The sequence below is a fragment of the Streptomyces sp. NPDC058955 genome, from assembly GCF_042741435.1.
Classification (GTDB): domain Bacteria; phylum Actinomycetota; class Actinomycetes; order Streptomycetales; family Streptomycetaceae; genus Streptomyces.
The window spans coordinates 17,494-38,336 of sequence record NZ_JBHYKM010000008.1 but is presented as its reverse complement, the minus strand read 5'-3'; the positions used below and the strand labels follow the sequence as shown (position 1 = coordinate 38,336).

The 20,843-nt window shown below is 70.2% G+C and carries 21 protein-coding genes and 4 tRNA genes; 17 read left to right on the top strand and 8 right to left on the bottom strand.

Going from position 1 to position 20,843, the window contains the following annotated elements:
* Positions 1 to 2 precede the first annotated feature (2 nt).
* The gene (locus ACFW1I_RS05855; protein WP_384666407.1) at positions 3 to 1,019 is read left to right on the top strand and encodes a hypothetical protein; all 1,017 of its coding nucleotides are present in this window, start codon (positions 3 to 5) and stop codon (positions 1,017 to 1,019) included.
* Here the strand turns inward: ACFW1I_RS05855 and ACFW1I_RS05850 are convergent.
* From ACFW1I_RS05850 to ACFW1I_RS05835, 4 genes are all read right to left on the bottom strand, one after another.
* Positions 985 to 2,211 carry an APC family permease gene (locus ACFW1I_RS05850; protein ID WP_384666522.1) on the bottom strand — a complete coding sequence of 409 codons (1,227 nt, stop codon included), beginning with the start codon at positions 2,209 to 2,211 and terminating at the stop codon, positions 985 to 987. The genes ACFW1I_RS05855 and ACFW1I_RS05850 overlap by 35 nt on opposite strands.
* Before the next feature lie 8 nt (positions 2,212 to 2,219).
* The gene (locus ACFW1I_RS05845) at positions 2,220 to 2,846 is read right to left on the bottom strand and encodes an alpha-ketoglutarate-dependent dioxygenase AlkB family protein (protein ID WP_384666406.1); all 627 of its coding nucleotides are present in this window, start codon (positions 2,844 to 2,846) and stop codon (positions 2,220 to 2,222) included.
* Complete coding sequence (locus ACFW1I_RS05840; protein WP_384666405.1) at positions 2,843 to 3,349, bottom strand: methylated-DNA--[protein]-cysteine S-methyltransferase; 507 nt, start codon at positions 3,347 to 3,349, stop codon at positions 2,843 to 2,845. Before ACFW1I_RS05840 ends, ACFW1I_RS05845 begins: the two co-directional genes overlap by 4 nt.
* A gap of 74 nt (positions 3,350 to 3,423) precedes the next feature.
* Positions 3,424 to 3,915, bottom strand: a complete 492-nt coding sequence (locus tag ACFW1I_RS05835) for a YajQ family cyclic di-GMP-binding protein (RefSeq protein ID WP_031009290.1) — start codon at positions 3,913 to 3,915, stop codon at positions 3,424 to 3,426.
* Between the two features lie 182 nt (positions 3,916 to 4,097).
* Here ACFW1I_RS05835 and ACFW1I_RS05830 point away from each other — a divergent pair.
* Positions 4,098 to 4,179 (top strand) — tRNA-Tyr (locus ACFW1I_RS05830).
* A gap of 64 nt (positions 4,180 to 4,243) precedes the next feature.
* On the opposite strand, the gene ACFW1I_RS05825 is transcribed toward ACFW1I_RS05830, so the two are convergent.
* Both ACFW1I_RS05825 and ACFW1I_RS05820 read right to left on the bottom strand, forming a co-directional pair.
* Entirely contained in the window at positions 4,244 to 4,900 is a 657-nt protein-coding gene (locus ACFW1I_RS05825) for an NAD(P)H-binding protein (protein ID WP_384666403.1), read from the bottom strand.
* A 16-nt stretch (positions 4,901 to 4,916) separates the two neighbouring features.
* Positions 4,917 to 6,176: an amidohydrolase family protein gene (locus ACFW1I_RS05820; RefSeq protein ID WP_384666401.1), complete on the bottom strand. Its 1,260-nt coding sequence runs from the start codon at positions 6,174 to 6,176 to the stop codon at positions 4,917 to 4,919.
* Positions 6,177 to 6,383: 207 nt separating this feature from the next.
* Between ACFW1I_RS05820 and ACFW1I_RS05815 the strand changes: the two genes are divergently transcribed.
* The 6 genes from ACFW1I_RS05815 (at position 6,384) to ACFW1I_RS05790 (ending at position 8,928) form a co-directional block, all read left to right on the top strand.
* Positions 6,384 to 6,456 (top strand) — tRNA-Thr (locus ACFW1I_RS05815).
* Positions 6,457 to 6,500: 44 nt separating this feature from the next.
* Positions 6,501 to 6,573 (top strand) — tRNA-Met (locus ACFW1I_RS05810).
* A gap of 116 nt (positions 6,574 to 6,689) precedes the next feature.
* Positions 6,690 to 6,854, top strand: a complete 165-nt coding sequence (gene rpmG, locus ACFW1I_RS05805) for a 50S ribosomal protein L33 (RefSeq protein WP_003956487.1) — start codon at positions 6,690 to 6,692, stop codon at positions 6,852 to 6,854.
* 82 nt (positions 6,855 to 6,936) lie between these two features.
* Entirely contained in the window at positions 6,937 to 7,389 is a 453-nt protein-coding gene (locus ACFW1I_RS05800) for a MaoC family dehydratase N-terminal domain-containing protein (RefSeq protein WP_384666400.1), read from the top strand.
* A 2-nt stretch (positions 7,390 to 7,391) separates the two neighbouring features.
* The gene (locus tag ACFW1I_RS05795) at positions 7,392 to 7,820 is read left to right on the top strand and encodes a MaoC family dehydratase (protein WP_031009344.1); all 429 of its coding nucleotides are present in this window, start codon (positions 7,392 to 7,394) and stop codon (positions 7,818 to 7,820) included.
* 34 nt (positions 7,821 to 7,854) lie between these two features.
* Positions 7,855 to 8,928, top strand: coding sequence for a UDP-N-acetylmuramate dehydrogenase (locus ACFW1I_RS05790; protein WP_384666398.1), 1,074 nt, complete (start codon positions 7,855 to 7,857; stop codon positions 8,926 to 8,928).
* Here the strand turns inward: ACFW1I_RS05790 and ACFW1I_RS05785 are convergent, their stop codons facing one another.
* Together ACFW1I_RS05785 and ACFW1I_RS05780 are read right to left on the bottom strand one after the other, a co-directional pair.
* Positions 8,929 to 9,957: an adenosine deaminase gene (locus ACFW1I_RS05785; RefSeq protein WP_384666397.1), complete on the bottom strand. Its 1,029-nt coding sequence runs from the start codon at positions 9,955 to 9,957 to the stop codon at positions 8,929 to 8,931.
* A gap of 119 nt (positions 9,958 to 10,076) precedes the next feature.
* Positions 10,077 to 11,303: a pyridoxal phosphate-dependent aminotransferase gene (locus tag ACFW1I_RS05780; protein ID WP_384666395.1), complete on the bottom strand. Its 1,227-nt coding sequence runs from the start codon at positions 11,301 to 11,303 to the stop codon at positions 10,077 to 10,079.
* Positions 11,304 to 11,506: 203 nt separating this feature from the next.
* Here ACFW1I_RS05780 and ACFW1I_RS05775 point away from each other — a divergent pair.
* The 9 genes from ACFW1I_RS05775 to rpoB all read left to right on the top strand — a co-directional run bounded on the left by ACFW1I_RS05775 (position 11,507) and on the right by rpoB (position 20,730).
* Positions 11,507 to 11,579: transfer RNA gene (locus ACFW1I_RS05775), tRNA-Trp, on the top strand.
* A gap of 103 nt (positions 11,580 to 11,682) precedes the next feature.
* Positions 11,683 to 11,973, top strand: a complete 291-nt coding sequence (secE, locus tag ACFW1I_RS05770; protein ID WP_384666393.1) for a preprotein translocase subunit SecE — start codon at positions 11,683 to 11,685, stop codon at positions 11,971 to 11,973.
* Positions 11,974 to 12,017: 44 nt separating this feature from the next.
* A complete protein-coding gene (gene nusG, locus ACFW1I_RS05765) occupies positions 12,018 to 12,890 on the top strand; it encodes a transcription termination/antitermination protein NusG (RefSeq protein ID WP_384666391.1) in 873 nt (290 codons plus the stop codon).
* Positions 12,891 to 13,063: 173 nt separating this feature from the next.
* Positions 13,064 to 13,498, top strand: a complete 435-nt coding sequence (gene rplK / locus ACFW1I_RS05760) for a 50S ribosomal protein L11 (RefSeq protein WP_030494213.1) — start codon at positions 13,064 to 13,066, stop codon at positions 13,496 to 13,498.
* A gap of 82 nt (positions 13,499 to 13,580) precedes the next feature.
* Positions 13,581 to 14,309: a 50S ribosomal protein L1 gene (rplA, locus tag ACFW1I_RS05755; RefSeq protein WP_189847014.1), complete on the top strand. Its 729-nt coding sequence runs from the start codon at positions 13,581 to 13,583 to the stop codon at positions 14,307 to 14,309.
* Between the two features lie 166 nt (positions 14,310 to 14,475).
* On the top strand, positions 14,476 to 15,405 hold the full coding sequence (locus ACFW1I_RS05750; protein ID WP_384666389.1) for a hypothetical protein: 930 nt from the start codon (positions 14,476 to 14,478) through the stop codon (positions 15,403 to 15,405).
* A gap of 258 nt (positions 15,406 to 15,663) precedes the next feature.
* Positions 15,664 to 16,194 (top strand): 50S ribosomal protein L10, encoded by a 531-nt coding sequence (gene rplJ / locus ACFW1I_RS05745; RefSeq protein ID WP_384666387.1) that lies wholly within the window; start codon positions 15,664 to 15,666, stop codon positions 16,192 to 16,194.
* Between the two features lie 119 nt (positions 16,195 to 16,313).
* Positions 16,314 to 16,700: a 50S ribosomal protein L7/L12 gene (gene rplL, locus ACFW1I_RS05740; RefSeq protein ID WP_384666384.1), complete on the top strand. Its 387-nt coding sequence runs from the start codon at positions 16,314 to 16,316 to the stop codon at positions 16,698 to 16,700.
* A 547-nt stretch (positions 16,701 to 17,247) separates the two neighbouring features.
* Positions 17,248 to 20,730, top strand: a complete 3,483-nt coding sequence (gene rpoB / locus ACFW1I_RS05735; RefSeq protein WP_384666382.1) for a DNA-directed RNA polymerase subunit beta — start codon at positions 17,248 to 17,250, stop codon at positions 20,728 to 20,730.
* Positions 20,731 to 20,843 lie beyond the last annotated feature (113 nt).

The following is a 20,843-nucleotide window of genomic DNA, read 5'->3' as shown; positions in this document are numbered from 1 at the left end:
CCGTGCACCAACCGCGCTACGCCCTGCTCTCCGGCCGTCACGTGCTGGCCCTCTGCCACGACGTCGACGGCCTCTACGGCGACCCCGCCCCGCACCCCCGCCTCCGCCACGAACTCCGCGGCTGCGAACCCCGCGGCGAGCTGGCCCGCGCCGTCACCCAGGCCATCGTCGAAGGCACCGCCCCGCTCGGCACCCTCGACGTCGAGACCCCCGACGGCCCCTGGCGGTTCACCGCCGTCCGCGTCCTCGACGCCCGGGGCGACGTCGTCACCATCGAGGCGGCCGGCCCGCCGCGCCGCCTGCACGGCGGCGCCACCGGCGCGGTCCCCTGCGCCCACCTCATCCCGCTCCCCGGCCCCGACCCCCTCCCCACCGAGGTCACCTTCCTCGGCTGCTCCCCGCGCGGCGCCCTCCGCGACGCCCTCGCCACCGGCACCCCGGGCTTCGAGGAGCTCCGCTACCAGGTCCTCCGCCGCAGCGGGAGCCACCGGCACGAGGGCACGGCGGGCCCCGTCACCGGCTGGGACGCCGCCCGCGGCCACCACGGCCTGCTCGACCTCACCGTGGCCTTCCCCCGCACCGGACTGATACCGCCGCGGACCCGGGAGGTCTGGGACCTCTTCCACGACCGCCGCGGCCCCGCCGAGCCCGGCACCTGGCGCCGCTTCACCGGAGCCGCCCGCGCCGTCTGGCGGCACGAGGCCGGCCTCCGCTCGTACGACCTTCCGGAACCCGTCCCCGGCGCCACGTACACGCTCGACGGCCGGGGGATCACCGACGAGGACGGCCTCGTCTGCGCGCTCACCGAGGCCGTCCACGGCCCCGGCCTCGCCTACCCCTTCAGCTCCCCGCGCGCCCTCGGCGCCGAACTCTCCGGCTGCACCCTGATCTGGCACCACGCGGACATCGCCCGCGCCTGCCTCGGCGTCACCCCGCTCCGCACCGAGCCCCGCCCGGCCACCTTCCGCGAATGGGTCGACGGCTTCAGGGCCGAGGGTGTCCGGGTCGTCCTCGACTGACCGCGTACGCCACCACGCCCGCCGCCAGCACCCCCGCCCCCGCCAGCACCGACCCCAGCGGCAGCGCCCCGGCCAGCGCCGCGCACCCGGCGATCCCCAGCGCCGCCAGGACCCGGTTCCGGCCGCCCAGCGTCCACGCCGAGGCGTTGGCGATGCCGTAGTAGGCGAGGACGCCGAAGGACGAGAAGCCGATCGCGCCCCGCACGTCCGCCGTCGCCGCCACCACGGCCACCACCGCGCCCACCGCCAGCTCCGCCCGGTGCGGCACCCGGAACCGCGGGTGCACCGCGGCGAGCCCGCCGGGCAGATACCCGTCCCGGGCCATCGCCAGCGTCGTACGGGACACCCCGAGGATCAGCGAGAGCAGCGAGCCCAGCGCCGCCACCGCCGCCCCCGCGGTCACCACCGGCACCAGCCAGGAGGCGTCCGCCGCCCGGACCGCGTCGGCGAGCGGCGCGGCGGAGTCGGCCAGCGCGACCGGCCCGAGCGCGACCAGCACCGCCACCGCGACCAGGGCGTAGACACCCAGCGCGAGCCCCAGCGCGATCGGCACCGCCCGGGGGATCGTCCGCGCCGGATCGCGCACCTCCTCGCCGAGCGTGGCGATCCGCGCGTACCCCGCGAACGCGAAGAAGAGCAAACCCGCGGCCTGGAGCACCCCGCCCGCCGTGACCTCCCCGCCGAGCCCGGACCGGCCCCCCGGGGCGCCCGCGAACGAGGCCGTGACGACCGCCGCGAGCACCGCCAGCACCCCCACCACGATCACCCGCGCGAGCAGCGCCGACTTCTGCACGCCCCCGTAGTTGACGGCCGTCAGGGCCACCACGGCGGCCACCGCGACCGCGTGCGCCTGGTCCGGCCACAGATAGGCCCCCACGGTCAGCGCCATCGCCGCGCAGGAGGCCGTCTTGCCCACCACGAAGGCCCAGCCCGCCAGATACCCCCAGAAGGGACCCAGCCGTTCGCGACCGTACACATAGGTACCGCCGCTCTCCGGATACAGGGCGGCCAGCCGGGCCGAGGCCATCGCGTTGCAGTACGCCACCACGGCGGCCAGACCCAGCGCCGTCAGCAGCCCGGCCGAGGTCCCGGCGGCGCCGGCCGCCGGCCCGAGGGCGACGAAGATCCCGGCGCCCACCATGGCGCCGAGCCCGATGACGACGGCGTCGACGACGCCGAGGGACCGGCGCATTTCCGTGGTCACGATCGACCTGTCTCCCGCAGAGTGATGTTGAGCCGCCCGGTGAGCCCGAGCGACGGATCGGCGGTCCCAGGAAACACCTTCGGCACGCCGTGGTACACCCACCGCGATTCCCCGCCGAAGACGAACAGGTCCCCCGAGCCCAGCTCCACATCGTTCCAGGGCCGCCCCCGCCCCTCGGCGTTGCCCAGCCGGAAGACGCACCGGTCGCCGAGGCTCAGCGACACCACCGGCGCCCCGGACCGCTCCTCCTTGTCCTGGTGCATGCCCATCCGGGCGCCGTCCCCGTAGAAGTTCACCAGCGCGGTGTCCGGCGCGAAACCGCCGTCCTCCCCGTACGCCTCGGCCACCGCGGCCCGCCCCAAGGCGACCAGCCAGTCCGGCAGTTCGACCGCGACGGAGTCGAGGTACCGGTACGGGACCCACTGCCGCCCCAGACAGAGCGACCGCACCGACATCACGCCCCCGCCGGGCAGCACGGTGTGCCGGTACGCCAGCGGCCCGCGCCCGAACTCCCGGCAGGCCTCGACCAGTTCCCGCTGCCGCTCGACCGGCAGCCACCCCGGCACGTGCACCGCGCCCGGCGCCGGCTCCGCCCGCTCGCGCGGGAACAGCCCCTCGGTCACGCGAGGGCTCCCTCCAGATCCAGCAGCGACCGCTTGCGGTCGAGCCCGGCCGCGTACCCGCGCAGACTCCCGTCCGCGCCGATCACCCGGTGGCAGGGCCGCACCACCAGCAGCGGATTGCGCCCGATCGCGGTCCCCACGGCCCGGACCCCGGCCCCGCCGGCCCCGACCCGCCGCCCGATCTCGCCGTAGCTCACGGTCGTCCCGTACGGGATCTCCTCCAGCGCCGCCCAGACCCGCCGCTGGAACTCCGTCCCGGCGTCCGCGGCCAGCGGCACGTCGAACCGCTCCCGCCGCCCCGCGAAGTACTCCTCCAGCTGCGCCGCGACCCCGGCGAAGGCCGCCTGGTCGCGGACCCAGCCGTCCCCGACCGCCACGGCCCCCTTCTGCCCCGGCAGCGAGAGCGACCGCAGCACGGCGCGGCCCCCCGTCGAGACCTGCCCGGTCAGCAGCATCTCGCCCAGGGGGCCGTCGGCGTACGCGTACACGGTGATGTCGTCCATGCCTCCAGTGTGCGAGCCCCGCCGCCGCACGGCTGGCGGCTTCCGGACACGACCCTGACCGGCCGGACGCGGGATCAGCGGTAGTTCACGAACTGGATCGCGAAGTCGAAGTCCTTGCCCTTGAGCAGCGCCTGCACGGCCTGCAGGTCGTCCCGGCTCTTCGAGCTGACCCGCAGCTCGTCGCCCTGCACCTGCGCCTTGACGCCCTTGGGGCCCTCGTCCCGGATGGTCTTCGCGACCTTCTTGGCGTTCTCCTGCGAGATGCCCTCGGTGACCGACGCGAAGAGCTTGTACTCCTTGCCGGACAGCTGCGGCTCACCCTCGACGTCCAGCGACTTGAGCGAGATCCCGCGCTTGATCAGCTTGGACTGGAAGATGTCGAGGATCGCCATCACGCGCTCCTCGCCGTTCGCCTGCATCAGGATCTTCTCGCCCGACCACGAGATCGAGGCGTTGGTTCCCTTGAAGTCGTAGCGCTGCGAGATCTCCTTCACGGCCTGGTTGAGGGCGTTGTCGACCTCCTGCCGCTCGACCTTGGAGACGATGTCGAAACTGGAGTCGGCCATGACTAGTGGCTCCTTGCTCGGGTGCTGTGGGGTACCCCCAAAGCCTAGGGGGTGAGCCACCGCCCGAACCTCTGATCACCCGTCGCTCCATCCGGTGGCGAACCACCCCGCGGGATCAGGTATTGTTTACGTCGTTGCCGGGGAACACCGCAGAACAGCGGTGAACCAAGGCAGCAACCCATGGCGATGTGCCCGAGTGGCCAATGGGAGCGGACTGTAAATCCGTCGGCTTAGCCTACCCAGGTTCGAATCCTGGCGTCGCCACGTGAAGAAGGTCCCCGGTGTTCGCACCGGGGACCTTCACTCGTTTCCGGGGGCGGGCCCGCGGTCAGTTGCCGGCCACGTCCGTGACCGCCACCCCGATCGGGGTCGAGCCCGAGACCAGTTCCAGGGTCAGGCCGGCCGTGCCGGGGGAGTCCACCAGCTCCGCGAGGACCGCCGCCACGTCGTCGCGGGGGACCGGGCCGCGGCCCGTGGCGGCCTCCAGGCGGACCAGGCCCGTGCCGGCGTCGTCCGTGAGCATGCCGGGGCGCAGGATCGTCCACTCCAGGCCCGTCCGGGACCGGACGGCGTCGTCCGCCGCGCCCTTCGCCCGCAGGTAGACGTCGAAGACGTCGTCGCCCGGGTGGTGGGCGTCCGCGCCCATCGACGAGACGACCACGAAGCGCCGGACCCCGGCCCGCTCCGCCGCGTCCGCGAACAGGACCGCCGCCGCGCGGTCCACCGTCTCCTTGCGGGCGGCCCCGCTGTCCGGGCCCGCGCCCGCCGCGAAGACGGCCGCGTCCGCGCCCCGCAGGACCTCCGCGACCTCCTCCGCCGAAGCCGACTCCAGATCCAGCACGACGGGCTCCGCGCCCGCCGCCCGCAGGTCCTCCGCCTGCTCCTGGCGGCGGATCAGCCCGACCGCCTCGTGTCCGCCCGCCGAGAGCAGCCGCTCCAGGCGCAGGGCGATCCGACCGTGTCCTCCAGCGATGACGATGCGCATGTTCCGACCGTACGGCTCAGCGGGCCGCCGGGCCTCCCGGATCGGTCCTGGCCTGGCGGGGCAGGTCGAGGGCCGCCGCCGAGTCGCAGTACTCCCGCACCGCGCTCGTCCGCGCCACCACCCGCCCCCGGTGCACCACGATCCGGCTGTACGCCAGCGACAGCACGCCCGCGAGCCGCTCGCCCCGCACCGCCACCAGCTCCGCCGGGAAACCGGCCTCCACCCGTACCTCCGGAAGGCCCATCGCCCGCCGCGCCGCGGCGCTCACCGCCCCGTACGCCTCCGCCGGGTCGAGCCCCTCCTGCGAGGCCAGCAGGAAGGCCGCCTCCAGCGGGTCCCCGCGCCCCACCGGGTTCGCCGTGTCCCGCAGCGAGCCGCTGCCGGCCGCCAGCCGCACCCCCGCCGACCGCAGCAGCCGCACCGGGGCCGTACCCCGCCGCTCGGTCCCCGCGCAGCCGCCCTGCGGCAGGCAGACCACCGTCACGCCCGCCGCCGCCAGCCGGTCCGCCGTCCGGCCCGCCACGTCCTCCGGCAGCCTGGCCAGCCCCGCGCACGGGCCGATCGCCACTCCGGGCCGCAGCCCGCCCGCCATCGCCGCGAACCGGGCGAGCCGCGCCGGGTCGTCGCCGTCCGTGTGCAGGTCCACCGGCACCCCGTGCTCGGCCGCGACCTCCAGCACCGCCTCCACGTACCCCGTCGGGTCCGGGTCCAGGTCCGGGCAGCCACCGACCACCCCGGCGCCCATCTTCACCGCGTCCCGCAGCATCGCCAGCCCGTCCGCGCCCGCCGCCCCGGTGAGCAGCCGGGGGACCGCCACGGCGGTCAGGTCCGCCAGGCCGCGCAGCGAGCGCCGGGCCTGGAGGACGGCCTCCAGCGGGCCGAGCGCGTCCACCCCGCCGATCCGCACATGGGCCCGCAGCGCGGTCGCCCCGTGGCCGAGCTGGAGCAGCGCCGCCTCGGTGGCCCGCCGCTGCACCTCCTCGGGGGCGTACGAGACCGGGCCGGGGGTGTCGGCGGAGAGCGCCGTGTCGGCGTGGGCGTGCGGCTCGGCCGGCGCCGGCAGCAGCAGATGGCCGGCCAGGTCCACCCGGGCGCCGGCGGTGCTCAGGCTCCCCGCGGTGCCGACGGCCTCGATCCGGCCCCGCACGAGACGCACGTCCACGGTGCGTCCGTCGGTCAGCCGCGCGTTCGACAGCAGGAGCGAGTTCGCGTCCTCGGTCGCCGCGCGCCCCCCGTCGTCCGAGGGCTGACGGGGCTGCTTGCTGTCGGCCGACATCGGGCTCCTCACCAAGTCACCAAGATCGAGATCACGCAGCGTGGGGCAGAGCCTAGGGGCGGGCGGCGCCGCCTTCGAGGAGGAGCGCAATAGTCGTACCGATGAGTCCACGAGTGGCGTACGGGGCGGGGGTGACGGCCCGCCCGGGCGGGCGGACGAAACGGATTTGGGTGATGGGCCGCAGACCGTGTAATGTCTTCCTCGCTCGCCCCAATAGCTCAGTCGGCAGAGCGTCTCCATGGTAAGGAGAAGGTCTACGGTTCGATTCCGTATTGGGGCTCTGGTGTAGGGAATCCCGCCTTCGGGCGGGGCTACCGACATCAAAGCGGTGTAGCTCAGTCGGTAGAGCAAGCGGCTCATAATCGCTGTGTCACCGGTTCAAGTCCGGTCACCGCTACACACGGTAGCCGATTGTGGGGTCGGTCCTGCGATCGGCTACTCTTTCATGCTCCCCCAAACTTTCGAGTGCGGGGGTGCGCCCATCCATCCATCCGTCCGTCAAGGAGCACTCACGTGGCTGCCACCGACGTCCGCCCGAAGATCACGCTGGCCTGCGTGGAGTGCAAGGAGCGGAACTACATCACCAAGAAGAACCGGCGTAACAACCCGGACCGTCTTGAGATGAAGAAGCACTGCCCCCGCTGCAACTCGCACACCGCGCACCGCGAGACGCGCTAATCAGGCTCGTTCACGAGGCCGTCCCCACCAGGGGGCGGCCTCGTGGCGTTTGTCGGCACCACATCACAGGAGGTATCGAGGCATGGCGCTCGACCAGTCCTTCGTGGGACGGACCTATCCGCCCACCGCGCCCTACGAGGTCGGCCGCGAGAAGATCCGCGAATTCGCCGAGGCGATCGGCGACGCGAATCCCGCCTACACCGAGACCGAGGCGGCCAAGGAACTCGGCCACCCCGATGTGATCGCCCCTCCGACTTTTGTGTTCGCCATCACGTTCAAGGCCGCCGGCCAGGTGATCGAGGACCCGCAGCTCGGCCTCGACTACAGCCGCGTCGTCCACGGCGACCAGAAGTTCGCCTACACCCGGCCCGTCCGCGCCGGCGACCGCCTCTCGGTCACCTCCACCATCGAGGCGATCAAGTCGCTGGCCGGCAACGACATCCTGGACATCCGCGGCGAGGTCCACGACGCGACCGGCGAGCACGTCGTCACCGCCTGGACCAAGCTCGTCTCCCGCGCCCCCGAGGAGGCATGACCATGACCGCGAAGATCGCCTACGACGAGGTCGAGGTCGGCACCGAGCTGCCCGCGCAGACCTTCCCCGTGACCCGCGCCACCCTCGTCCAGTACGCGGGCGCCTCCGGGGACTTCAACCCGATCCACTGGAACGAGAAGTTCGCCGTCGAGGTCGGCCTCCCGGACGTCATCGCCCACGGCATGTTCACCATGGCCGAGGCGATCCGCGTCGTCACCGACTGGGCCGGCGACCCCGCCGCCGTCGTCGAGTACGGCGTCCGCTTCACCAAGCCGGTCGTCGTCCCGAACGACGGCGTCGGCGCCGTGATCGAGGTCTCCGCCAAGGTCGCCGCCAAGCTCGACGACGGCCGGGTCCGGGTGGACCTCACCGCGACCAGCGCGGGCCAGAAGGTGCTGGGCATGAGCCGGGCCGTCGTACGCCTGGCCTGACCGACGCCTTCGGTCAGGGGGGCGGCGTACTCACGTGAGTACCCTTGAGCCCGTGCAGCAGCTCAAGGACGCCCCCCTCGCCCCCCTGACCACCTTCCGGCTCGGCGGCCCCGCCACCCGGCTCGTCACGGCCACCACCGACGACGAGGTGATCGCCGCGGTCCGCGAGGCCGACGCGGCCGGGACCCCGCTGCTCGTCATCGGCGGCGGCTCCAACCTGGTCATCGGCGACAAGGGCTTCGAGGGCACCGCCCTGCACATCGCCACCACCGGCTTCTCCCGCGACGGGACCCGCCTCGAACTCGCCGCGGGCGAGGTCTGGACGGACGCCGTCGCCCGCACCGTCGAGGCCGGGCTCGCCGGCGTCGAGTGCCTCGCCGGCATCCCCGGCTCGGCCGGTGCCACCCCGATCCAGAACGTCGGCGCCTACGGCCAGGACGTCTCCGCCACGATCACCGAGGTCGTCGCCTACGACCGCCGGGCCGAGGAGACCGTCACCCTCACCAACGCCGAGTGCGCCTTCTCGTACCGCCACAGCCTCTTCAAGCAGCACCCCGACCGGTACGTCGTGCTGCGCGTCCGCTTCGCCCTGGAGGACGCCGGCGGGCTCTCCGCGCCGATCGCCTATCCGGAGACCGCCCGCGCCCTCGGCGTCGAGGCCGGCGAGCGGGTGCCGCTCGCCCACGCCCGCGAGACCGTGCTGAGGCTCCGCGCCGGCAAGGGCATGGTCCTCGACCCCGAGGACCACGACACCTGGTCCGCCGGCTCCTTCTTCACCAACCCGATCCTCACGGCGGCGGAGTACGAGACCTTCCTCACGCGCGTCGCCGACCGGCTCGGCCCCGACGTCGCCCCGCCCGCCTACCCGGCCGGCGACGGCCACACCAAGACCTCCGCCGCCTGGCTCATCGACAAGGCGGGCTTCACCAAGGGGTACGGCTCCGGGCCCGCCCGGATCTCCACCAAGCACACCCTCGCCCTCACCAACCGCGGCGAGGCGACCACGGAGGACCTGCTGGCCCTCGCCCGTGAGGTCGTCGCCGGCGTCCACGCCGCCTTCGGCGTCACCCTCGTCAACGAGCCCGTGACGGTCGGCGTCAGCCTCTAGTCACGCCACCGGCGCGGCCAGCCAGTCGTCCACCCCGGACAGCAGCTTCTCCCGGGTGTCCTCCGGGGCCGCCGAGGCCCGGATCGACTGGCGGGCCAGCTCCGCCAGCTCCGCGTCCGTGAAGCCGTGGTGGCGGCGGGCGATCTCGTACTGGGCCGCCAGCCGGGAGCCGAAGAGCAGCGGGTCGTCGGCGCCCAGCGCCATCGGCACACCCGCCTCGAAGAGGGTCCGCAGCGGGACGTCCTCGTGCTTCTCGTACACGCCCAGCGCGACGTTCGACGCCGGGCACACCTCGCAGGTCACGCCCCGCTCGGCCAGCTTCCGCAGCAGCCGCTCGTCCTCCGCCGCCCGTACGCCGTGCCCGACGCGGGCCGCCCGCAGGTCGTCCAGGCAGTCCCGCACCGAGGACGGGCCGGTCAGCTCGCCGCCGTGCGGGGCCGCGAGCAGACCGCCCTCGCGGGCGATCGCGAAGGCCCGGTCGAAGTCACGGGCCATGCCCCGGCGCTCGTCGTTGGAGAGTCCGAAGCCCACCACGCCCCGGTCCGCGTACCGCACCGCGAGCCGCGCGAGCGTCCGCGCCTCCAGCGGGTGCTTCATGCGGTTGGCGGCGACCAGCAGCCGCATCCCGAGCCCGGTGTCCCGGGCCGCCGAGTCGACCGCGTCCAGGATGATCTCCAGGGCCGGGATCAGACCGCCCAGGTGCGGCGCGTACGAGGTCGGGTCCACCTGGATCTCCAGCCACCCCGAACCGTCCCGCACGTCCTCCTGCGCCGCCTCCCGCACCAGCCGCTGGATGTCCTCCGGGGACCGCAGGCAGGAGCGGGCGATGTCGTACAGCCGCTGGAAGCGGAACCAGCCGCGCTCGTCGGTCGCCCGCAGCTGCGGGGGCGTACCGCTCTTCAACGCCTCGGGCAGGTGCACCCCGTACTTGTCGGCCAGTTCGAGGAGGGTCGAGGGCCGCATCGAACCGGTGAAGTGCAGGTGCAGGTGGGCCTTGGGCAACAGGGTGAGATCGCGGGGGTGCTCCATCGCCCGATCCTGCCTTACCCGATTGGCGGTATGCACGGCGATTCCCCGATCGATACCCGACCGAACGCAAAAACGGGCCCCGGTTCCGGAGGAACCGGGGCCCGCCCTGTACGGCTCGGTCAGTCGCGGGCCTCGGCCAGCAGCTTCTGGATCCGGGACACGCCCTCGACCAGGTCCTCGTCGCCGAGCGCGTACGACAGGCGCAAGTAGCCGGGGGTGCCGAACGCCTCGCCGGGGACGACCGCGACCTCGGCCTCGTCCAGGATCAGCGCGGCCAGCTCGACCGAGGTCTCCGGGCGCTTGCCGCGGATCTCCTTGCCGAGCAGGCCCTTCACCGACGGGTACACGTAGAACGCGCCCTCGGGGGTCGGGCAGACGACGCCCTCGATCTCGTTGAGCATCCGCACGATGGTCTGGCGGCGGCGGTCGAAGGCCCGCCCCATCTCCTCGACCGCGTCCAGGTTCCCGGAGACGGCGGCCAGCGCGGCCACCTGGGCCACGTTGGAGACGTTGGAGGTGGCGTGCGACTGCAGGTTGGTCGCGGCCTTCACGACGTCCTTCGGGCCGATGATCCAGCCCACGCGCCAGCCCGTCATCGCGTACGTCTTGGCGACGCCGTTGACCACGATGCACTTGTCGCGCAGCTCCGGCAGGACCGCCGGCAGCGAGGCGGCGGTCGCACCGCCGTAGACCAGGTGCTCGTAGATCTCGTCGGTGAGGACCCACAGGCCGTGCTCGACGGCCCAGCGGCCGATCGCCTCGGTCTCGGCCTCGCTGTAGACGGCGCCGGTCGGGTTCGACGGGGAGACGAAGAGGACGACCTTCGTCTTCTCCGTGCGGGCCGCCTCCAGCTGCTCCACCGAGACGCGGTAGCCGGTGGTCTCGTCGGCGACGACCTCCACCGGGACACCGCCGGCGAGGCGGATCGACTCCGGGTAGGTGGTCCAGTACGGGGCGGGGACGATGACCTCGTCGCCCGGGTCGAGGATCGCGGCGAACGCCTCGTAGATCGCCTGCTTGCCGCCGTTGGTCACCAGGACCTGCGAGGCGTCGACCTCGTAGCCGGAGTCGCGGAGCGTCTTGGCGGCGATCGCGGCCTTCAGCTCGGGCAGGCCGCCGGCCGGCGTGTACCGGTGGTACTTCGGGTTCTTGCAGGCCTCGACGGCCGCGTCGACGATGTAGTCCGGGGTCGGGAAGTCGGGCTCACCGGCACCGAAGCCGATCACCGGGCGCCCGGCGGCCTTGAGGGCCTTTGCCTTGGCGTCGACGGCGAGGGTGGCGGACTCGGAGATCGCACCGATCCGGGCGGAGACCCGACGCTCGGTGGGAGGGGTAGCAGCGCTCATACGGCCATCGTCCCAGACCGTTTCCCGGCCCGGCACGCAGGTTTCAGGGAGCGGACAGGAGCGGTCGATACCGGTCGGGAAGGGGCCCGTCGGCAGGTCGTCGGGGTTCCTGTTCGACGTGAGGCCCCAAGACCACGTACACTCACTCCTCGTTGGCCCGCACCGACCCGATCACTGATGGGGTAGGTTGGGGGACACCGCAAAGGGTCGTAGCTCAATTGGTAGAGCACCGGTCTCCAAAACCGGCGGTTGGGGGTTCAAGTCCCTCCGGCCCTGCTACACACACCGCCAGGTGTTGTGCGCATGTACGTACTTCATTGCACCGCCGTGCGGCTCCACCCGGGCGCGGCACGGCCGACCCGGAATCAGGTGAGAGATCGTGACGGACGCCGTAGGCTCCATCGACATGCCTGATGCCGAAGACGACGCCTCCGCTGAGTCGAAGAAGAAGAGCCGCAAGGGCGGCAAGCGCGGGAAGAAGGGCCCCCTGGGCCGTCTCGCCGTTTTCTACCGCCAGATCGTCGCGGAGCTCCGCAAGGTCGTCTGGCCCACCCGCAGCCAGCTGACGTCGTACACCACCGTCGTGATCGTCTTCGTGGTCGTGATGATCGGCCTGGTCACCGTGATTGACTTTGGCTTCCAGGAAGCAGTCAAGTACGTCTTCGGCTGACTTTTTGTTCCACCCCATCTGTATCGCAGGAAGAAGCAGCCACCGTGTCTGACGCGAACCTGAACGACGCCTTCGAGTCCGAGCCCGCCGAGGACGAGCTGGACGTCATCGAGGCCGCCGACGAGGACGAGGACCAGGCCGAGGCTGCGGACGCCGCGGCGGACGAGGCCGCCGAGGACTCCGCCGTCGAGGACGCCGAGGACGACGAGTCCGAGCTCGCCGACGAGGTCGAGGAGACCGACGAGGACGAGGCCGTCGAGGTCGAGGAGACCGAGGAGGAGGCCGAGCCGGCCGCCCCGGTCGACCCCGTCGCCGCCCTCCGCGAGGAACTGCGCACCCTGCCCGGCGAGTGGTACGTCATCCACACCTACGCGGGCTACGAGAAGCGCGTGAAGGCCAACCTGGAGCAGCGCGCCGTCTCGCTCAACGTCGAGGACTTCATCTACCAGGCCGAGGTGCCCGAGGAAGAGATCGTCCAGATCAAGGGCGGCGAGCGGAAGAACGTCAAGCAGAACAAGCTCCCCGGCTACGTCCTCGTCCGCATGGACCTGACGAACGAGTCCTGGGGCGTCGTCCGCAACACCCCCGGCGTCACCGGCTTCGTGGGCAACGCCTACGACCCGTACCCGCTGACCCTGGACGAGATCGTCAAGATGCTCGCCCCGGAGGCCGAGGAGAAGGCCGCCCGCGAGGCCGCCGAGGCCGAGGGCAAGCCGGCTCCGGCCCGCAAGCTGGAGGTCCAGGTCCTCGACTTCGAGGTCGGCGACTCGGTCACCGTCACCGACGGCCCCTTCGCCACCCTCCAGGCCACGATCAACGAGATCAACCCGGACTCGAAGAAGGTCAAGGGCCTCGTCGAGATCTTCGGTCGCGAGACCCCGGTCGAGCTCAGCTTCGACCAGATCCAGAAGAACTGATCGTTCTCGGGATCCAGCACAGATTTCCGGACAGGTCAGAGGGGCTCTCACAACCCCGCAGACCGGGTCGGGTTGTGGGAGCGCCGCCAAAACCGGTATCTGTGTGGGGTATTCCGCCAGACCGTTTAACCGATGGATCGGCTGAAAACTCTCACTAGGACCCGGAGAGAGCAATGCCTCCCAAGAAGAAGAAGGTCACGGGGCTCATCAAGCTCCAGATCAACGCCGGTGCGGCCAACCCGGCCCCGCCGGTCGGCCCCGCGCTCGGTCAGCACGGCGTCAACATCATGGAGTTCTGCAAGGCCTACAACGCCGCGACCGAGTCGCAGCGTGGCTGGGTGATCCCGGTGGAGATCACGGTCTACGAGGACCGTTCCTTCACCTTCATCACCAAGACTCCGCCGGCCGCCAAGATGATCCTCAAGGCCGCGGGCGTGGAGAAGGGCTCCGGCGAGCCGCACAAGACCAAGGTCGCCAAGATCACCGAGGCGCAGGTCCGCGAGATCGCCACCACGAAGATGCCCGACCTCAACGCGAACGACCTGGACGCCGCGTCGAAGATCATCGCCGGCACCGCCCGTTCCATGGGCATCACGGTCGAGGGCTGATCACCCCCCTCGTGACCTCAGTGGTAGGACCAGCGCTTGGTCCGCACCACGACTCCACACCTGAAACATCACAGGAGCAGAAGTGAAGCGCAGCAAGTCCCTCCGGGCTGCCGACGCCAAGATCGACCGGGAGAAGCTGTACGCCCCGCTCGAGGCCGTGCGTCTCGCCAAGGAGACCTCCACCACCAAGTTCGACGGCACCGTCGAGGTGGCCTTCCGTCTGGGCGTCGACCCGCGCAAGGCCGACCAGATGGTCCGTGGCACCGTGAACCTTCCGCACGGCACCGGCAAGACCGCCCGGGTCCTGGTCTTCGCGACCGGTGAGCGTGCCGAGGCCGCGGTCGCCGCGGGCGCCGACATCGTCGGCTCCGACGAGCTGATCGACGAGATCGCCAAGGGCCAGCGCCTGAACGAGTTCGACGCCGTGGTCGCCACCCCGGACCTCATGGGCAAGGTCGGCCGCCTCGGCCGCGTGCTCGGTCCGCGTGGTCTCATGCCGAACCCGAAGACCGGCACCGTGACCCCCGATGTCGCCAAGGCTGTCAACGACATCAAGGGCGGCAAGATCGAGTTCCGCGTCGACAAGCACTCGAACCTGCACTTCATCATCGGCAAGACGTCCTTCGACGACACGCAGCTGGTGGAGAACTACGGCGCGGCCCTGGAGGAGATCCTCCGTCTGAAGCCGTCCGCCGCCAAGGGTCGCTACATCAAGAAGGCCGCCATCAGCACCACGATGGGCCCCGGCATCCCGGTCGACTCGAACCGCACCCGCAACCTCCTCGTCGAGGAGGACCCGGCCGCGGTCTGAGCCTTCCGGCTCTGACGCAGTCAGTCCCCAAGCCGCCCCTCGTTCCTCTCCGGAGGAACGGGGGGCGGCTTTTATTGCGTCCTCGCTGTCGTACGGGTGCGTTACGGTTCAAGAGAACGCAAAGTCGAAGATCGCAAAGACGAAGATCAAGGGGTGGGGAACACCTATGGGCAAGTCGACCTGGAAGCGCGCCGGCGTCGCGCTCACCGCCGCGGGCCTCGTGGCGGGTCTCGCGGGCTGTAACGAGGGCGACGGCAAGGCGGCGGGCGCGGCGAAGGCCGGGGACGTCACGCAGGTGCTGACGGCGGCGTACGAGAAGACCTCGGCGGCCAAGGCGGCCAAGGTCAAGATGACCCTGAGCATGGAGGGCGTCGGCGCCGAGTCCGGGACGATGGAGATGTCCGGCGTGCAGGGCTGGGACCCCATGGTCGCGGACTACACGATCAAGGGCTCCATGCTGAGCGCCGGCGGCCCGGACGCCCCCGAGCAGATGCGCATGCTGATGCTCGGCAACGTCATGTGCATGGACATGGGCGAGAAGCAGGCCGCCGAGATGGACGGCAAGCGCTGGATGAAGCTGGACATGAAGGCGGCCGCCGACGCCTCCGGCGACAAGGCCCTCCAGAAGCAGATGACCGGCAACCTGGACCAGATGAACCAGGACCCGGCCCAGCAGCTCGCCCTGCTGCTCGACTCCCCGGACCTCAAGCACGTCGGTGCCGAGAAGGTCAACGGCATGGAGACCGAGCACTACAAGGGCACGCTCACCTTCGAGCAGATGCTGGCGGCGAACGAGTCCTCGAAGCTCCTCTCCAAGGAGGAGCACGCCCAGCTCGTCGAGAACGTGAAGAAGACCGGTCTCAAGGGCTACGACACCGAGGTCTGGGTCGACGGGAACGGCTACCCGGCCCGCATGGACATCGCCATGGAGATGGACGAGGGCAAGGTGAACATCCGCGCCGACTACAGCGACTACGGCACCAAGGCCGCCGTCCAGGCCCCGCCGGCCGACGAGACCGTCGACCTGTTCCAGATGCTCAAGGACATGGGCGAGGGCCTGAAGGACGCCGAGGACGCCGCGGGCGCCGAGGGCTGATTTGCCCCTGACGCCCGACGTCACGTACGCTTCCACAGAAGCCAAAGACCGCTGGTCGTCGCTGTGCCCGTCAGGGCGCGGTGGCCGAAGGATTCGCTGAGAGATGCGAGCGACCCGCGCAGGTGACTGTGGAAGAGTTCCCGGTTCGGTTCACCCCGATCAGGTCGAGCTAAGCCCCGTGCGCCTGCGCCCGGGGCGTTTTCGTTTGTTCAGCCCCTTCTGAGCGGTCCTCATCACCCGGAAGGAGGCTGACGCACTATGCCGACGCCCAACAAGGCTGCATCGGTGGCCGAGCTCACGGACGCGTTCCAGAGCTCCAACGCCGCGGTGCTGACCGAGTACCGGGGTCTCACCGTCGCGCAGCTCAAGACGCTGCGTCGTTCTCTCGGTGAGAACGCCCAGTACGCCGTGGTGAAGAACACGCTGACCAAGATTGCGGCCAACCAGGCTGGGATCACCGCGCTGGACGACCACTTCGCTGGTCCGACGGCGGTCGCCTTCGTCACCGGTGACCCGGTGGAGTCGGCGAAGGCTCTGCGTGACTTCGCCAAGGAGAACCCGAACCTCATCATCAAGGCTGGTGTCCTTGACGGTAAGGCTCTCTCCGCCGACGACATCAAGAAGCTTGCGGACCTCGAGTCCCGCGAGGTTCTGCTCAGCAAGCTGGCCGGCGCCTTCAAGGGCAAGCAGTCTCAGGCTGCCTCGCTCTTCCAGGCTCTGCCGTCGAAGCTCGTCCGCACCGTGGACGCGCTCCGTGCCAAGCAGGCCGAGCAGGGCGGTGCCGAGTAATTCGGCTCGCGCATTGATCCGCGGCGCCGGTACGGCGCGGCGGGTCGCAGCGGGCCGTCTGTACGCCCGCCTCACATGAACATCCGGCACCTGCCGAATTAGTGGAAGGATCGCCCATCATGGCGAAGCTCTCTCAGGAAGACCTGCTCGCGCAGTTCGAGGAGATGACCCTCATCGAGCTCTCCGAGTTCGTGAAGGCGTTCGAGGACAAGTTCGACGTCACCGCCGCTGCGGCCGCCCCGGTCGTCGTCGCCGGTGGTGCCGCTGGTGGCGCCGCTGCCGAGGTCGAGGAGAAGGACGAGTTCGACGTCATCCTCACCGGCGCCGGTGACAAGAAGATCCAGGTCATCAAGGTCGTGCGCGAGCTGACCTCCCTGGGTCTGAAGGAGGCCAAGGACCTCGTCGACGGCACCCCGAAGCCGGTCCTCGAGAAGGTTGCCAAGGACGCCGCCGAGAAGGCCGCCGAGGCCCTCAAGGGCGCCGGCGCCACCGTCGAGGTCAAGTAACACCTCGTCGCGCGCAGCGACTCTTCACCGCTGAGCGTGTAACGCTCGCGGTACGAAAGGCGATCATCCATCTGGGTGGTCGCCTTTCGGCGTTCCCGGGACCCGCGTGGCGGGGGTCGTACGGGTCTCCGGAAGCGGAGTATGGTGATCTTCGCCGTGCGCCGCTCGCGGGCGGGGGCCTTGACGAACGGCACGCCGCGCGCAATTCTCAGGACGCGTCGTCACAACGATCCGTTTCCGAGGCATGGATCGACGACCGAACGGGCAGTATCGAGGTGCGCCGCACGGCGCGAGTACCGCGGAGTTGAGAGCAACGAGGGTCGCGAAGCAGTCGCCCTGGACATCAGTGAGCCAAGTGGCTACACTGACCCTTTGCGCTGCCTGTTAGCTGCCCCCTGCCCGTCACCAGGGGCATACCTTCGCATCAGCTTCGTGGACCGACCCCGTCTGACCTGGCCTTTTGGTCACTTCAGGAAACGTCTGCCGTGAAGCGTTGCTGGGGACCGGTACGCGCGTAGTGAGTCCGAGCCCTCGGAAGGACCCCCTCTTGGCCGCCTCGCGCAACGCCTCGAACAACATGAACACCGGCGCAAGCACCGCCCCGCTGCGCATCTCCTTTGCAAAGATCAAGGAGCCCCTCGAGGTTCCGAACCTCCTCGCGCTGCAGACCGAGAGCTTTGACTGGCTGCTCGGCAACGCCGCCTGGAAGGCTCGCGTCGAGGCTGCCCTTGAGTCGGGACAGGACGTCCCCACGAAGTCCGGTCTGGAGGAGATCTTCGAGGAGATCTCCCCGATCGAGGACTTCTCCGGGTCGATGTCGCTGACCTTCCGCGACCACCGCTTCGAGCCGCCGAAGAACTCCATCGACGAGTGCAAGGACCGTGACTTCACGTACGGCGCCCCGCTCTTCGTCACCGCCGAGTTCACCAACAACGAGACCGGCGAGATCAAGTCCCAGACGGTCTTCATGGGCGACTTCCCGCTCATGACCAACAAGGGCACCTTCGTCATCAACGGCACCGAGCGTGTCGTCGTGTCGCAGCTCGTCCGCTCCCCGGGCGTCTACTTCGACTCCTCCATCGACAAGACGTCCGACAAGGACATCTTCTCCGCCAAGATCATCCCGTCCCGGGGTGCCTGGCTGGAGATGGAGATCGACAAGCGTGACCTCGTCGGCGTCCGCATCGACCGCAAGCGCAAGCAGTCGGTCACCGTCCTCCTGAAGGCCCTCGGCTGGACCACCGAGCAGATCCTCCAGGAGTTCGGCGAGTACGAGTCCATGCGCGCCACCCTGGAGAAGGACCACACCCAGGGCCAGGACGACGCGCTGCTCGACATCTACCGCAAGCTCCGTCCGGGCGAGCCGCCGACCCGTGAGGCCGCTCAGACGCTGCTCGAGAACCTCTACTTCAACCCGAAGCGCTACGACCTCGCCAAGGTCGGCCGCTACAAGGTGAACAAGAAGCTCGGCGCCGACGAGCCGCTCGACGCCGGCATCCTCACCACCGACGACATCATCGCCACGATCAAGTACCTCGTGAAGCTCCACGCGGGCGAGACCGAGACGATCGGCGAGAACGGCAACGAGATCGTCGTCGAGACCGACGACATCGACCACTTCGGCAACCGTCGTCTGCGCAACGTCGGCGAGCTCATCCAGAACCAGGTCCGCACGGGTCTGGCCCGTATGGAGCGCGTCGTCCGCGAGCGGATGACCACCCAGGACGTCGAGGCGATCACGCCGCAGACCCTGATCAACATCCGGCCGGTCGTCGCCTCCATCAAGGAGTTCTTCGGCACCAGCCAGCTGTCCCAGTTCATGGACCAGAACAACCCGCTCTCGGGTCTGACGCACAAGCGTCGTCTGTCCGCGCTGGGCCCCGGTGGTCTCTCCCGCGAGCGGGCCGGCTTCGAGGTCCGAGACGTGCACCCGTCCCACTACGGACGCATGTGCCCGATCGAGACCCCCGAAGGCCCGAACATCGGTCTGATCGGTTCGCTCGCCTCGTACGGCCGCGTCAACGCGTTCGGCTTCATCGAGACGCCGTACCGAAAGGTCGTCGACGGCCAGGTCACCGACGAGGTCGACTACGTCACCGCCGACGAGGAGGACCGGTTCGTCATCGCGCAGGCCAACGCCGCGCTCAACGACGACCTGCAGTTCACCGAGCCGCGCGTCCTGGTCCGCAAGCGTGGCGGCGAGGTCGACTACGTCGAGCCGTCGGACGTGGACTACATGGACGTCTCGCCGCGCCAGATGGTGTCGGTCGCGACCGCCATGATCCCCTTCCTCGAGCACGACGACGCCAACCGTGCCCTCATGGGCGCGAACATGATGCGCCAGGCCGTCCCGCTCATCAAGGCGGAGGCCCCGCTCGTCGGCACCGGCATGGAGTACCGCTGTGCCACCGACGCCGGTGACGTCCTCAAGGCCGACAAGGCCGGTGTCGTCCAGGAGCTGTCGGCCGACTACATCACGGTCGCCAACGACGACGGCACGTACAACACGTACCGCCTGCACAAGTTCTCCCGCTCGAACCAGGGCACCTCGGTCAACCAGAAGGTCGTCGTCTCCGAGGGCGACCACGTCATCGAGGGCCAGGTCCTCGCCGACGGTCCCGCCACCGAAGACGGCGAGATGGCGCTCGGCAAGAACCTGCTCGTGGCGTTCATGCCGTGGGAGGGCCACAACTACGAGGACGCGATCATCCTGTCGCAGCGCCTCGTGCAGGACGACGTCCTCTCCTCGATCCACATCGAGGAGCACGAGGTCGACGCCCGTGACACCAAGCTCGGCCCCGAGGAGATCACCCGGGACATCCCGAACGTCTCCGAGGAGGTCCTCGCCGACCTCGACGAGCGCGGCATCATCCGCATCGGTGCCGAGGTCGTCGCCGGCGACATCCTGGTCGGCAAGGTCACGCCCAAGGGCGAGACCGAGCTGACCCCGGAGGAGCGCCTGCTCCGCGCGATCTTCGGCGAGAAGGCCCGTGAGGTCCGTGACACCTCGCTGAAGGTCCCGCACGGCGAGACCGGCAAGGTCATCGGCGTCCGCGTCTTCGACCGCGAGGAGGGCGACGAGCTTCCCCCGGGCGTGAACCAGCTGGTCCGCGTCTACGTCGCCCAGAAGCGCAAGATCACCGACGGTGACAAGCTCGCCGGCCGCCACGGCAACAAGGGTGTCATCTCCAAGATCCTCCCGATCGAGGACATGCCCTTCCTCGAGGACGGCACCCCGGTCGACATCATCCTCAACCCGCTGGGTGTCCCGTCCCGAATGAACCCGGGACAGGTCCTGGAGATCCACCTCGGCTGGCTCGCCAGCCGCGGCTGGGACGTCTCCGGCCTCGCGGACGAGTGGGCGCAGCGCCTGCAGGCCATCGGCGCCGACCAGGTCGCCCCCGGCACCAACGTCGCGACCCCGGTCTTCGACGGTGCCCGTGAGGACGAGCTCGCCGGTCTGCTCCAGCACACCATCCCGAACCGCGACGGCGAGCGCATGGTGCTCCCGACCGGTAAGGCGCGCCTGTTCGACGGCCGCTCCGGCGAGCCGTTCCCGGACCCGATCTCGGTCGGGTACATGTACATCCTCAAGCTGCACCACCTGGTCGACGACAAGCTGCACGCGCGTTCGACCGGTCCGTACTCGATGATCACCCAGCAGCCGCTGGGTGGTAAGGCCCAGTTCGGTGGCCAGCGCTTCGGTGAGATGGAGGTGTGGGCGCTGGAGGCTTACGGCGCCGCGTACGCCCTCCAGGAGCTGCTGACGATCAAGTCCGACGACGTGACCGGCCGCGTGAAGGTCTACGAGGCCATCGTCAAGGGCGAGAACATCCCTGAGCCCGGCATCCCCGAGTCCTTCAAGGTGCTCATCAAGGAGATGCAGTCCCTGTGCCTCAACGTGGAGGTGCTGTCCTCGGACGGCATGTCCATCGAGATGCGCGACACCGACGAGGACGTCTTCCGCGCAGCGGAGGAGCTCGGCATCGACCTGTCCCGGCGCGAGCCGAGCAGCGTCGAAGAGGTCTGACGGGAGTCCGGGGGGCCGAGTTGGTGTCAGGTGCGCCGGCCCCCCGTCCCCCCCACAAACACCCCCCACCAGACAAACCCGTGGGGGGGTTGAGCAAAGTGGTCGACGGGAAA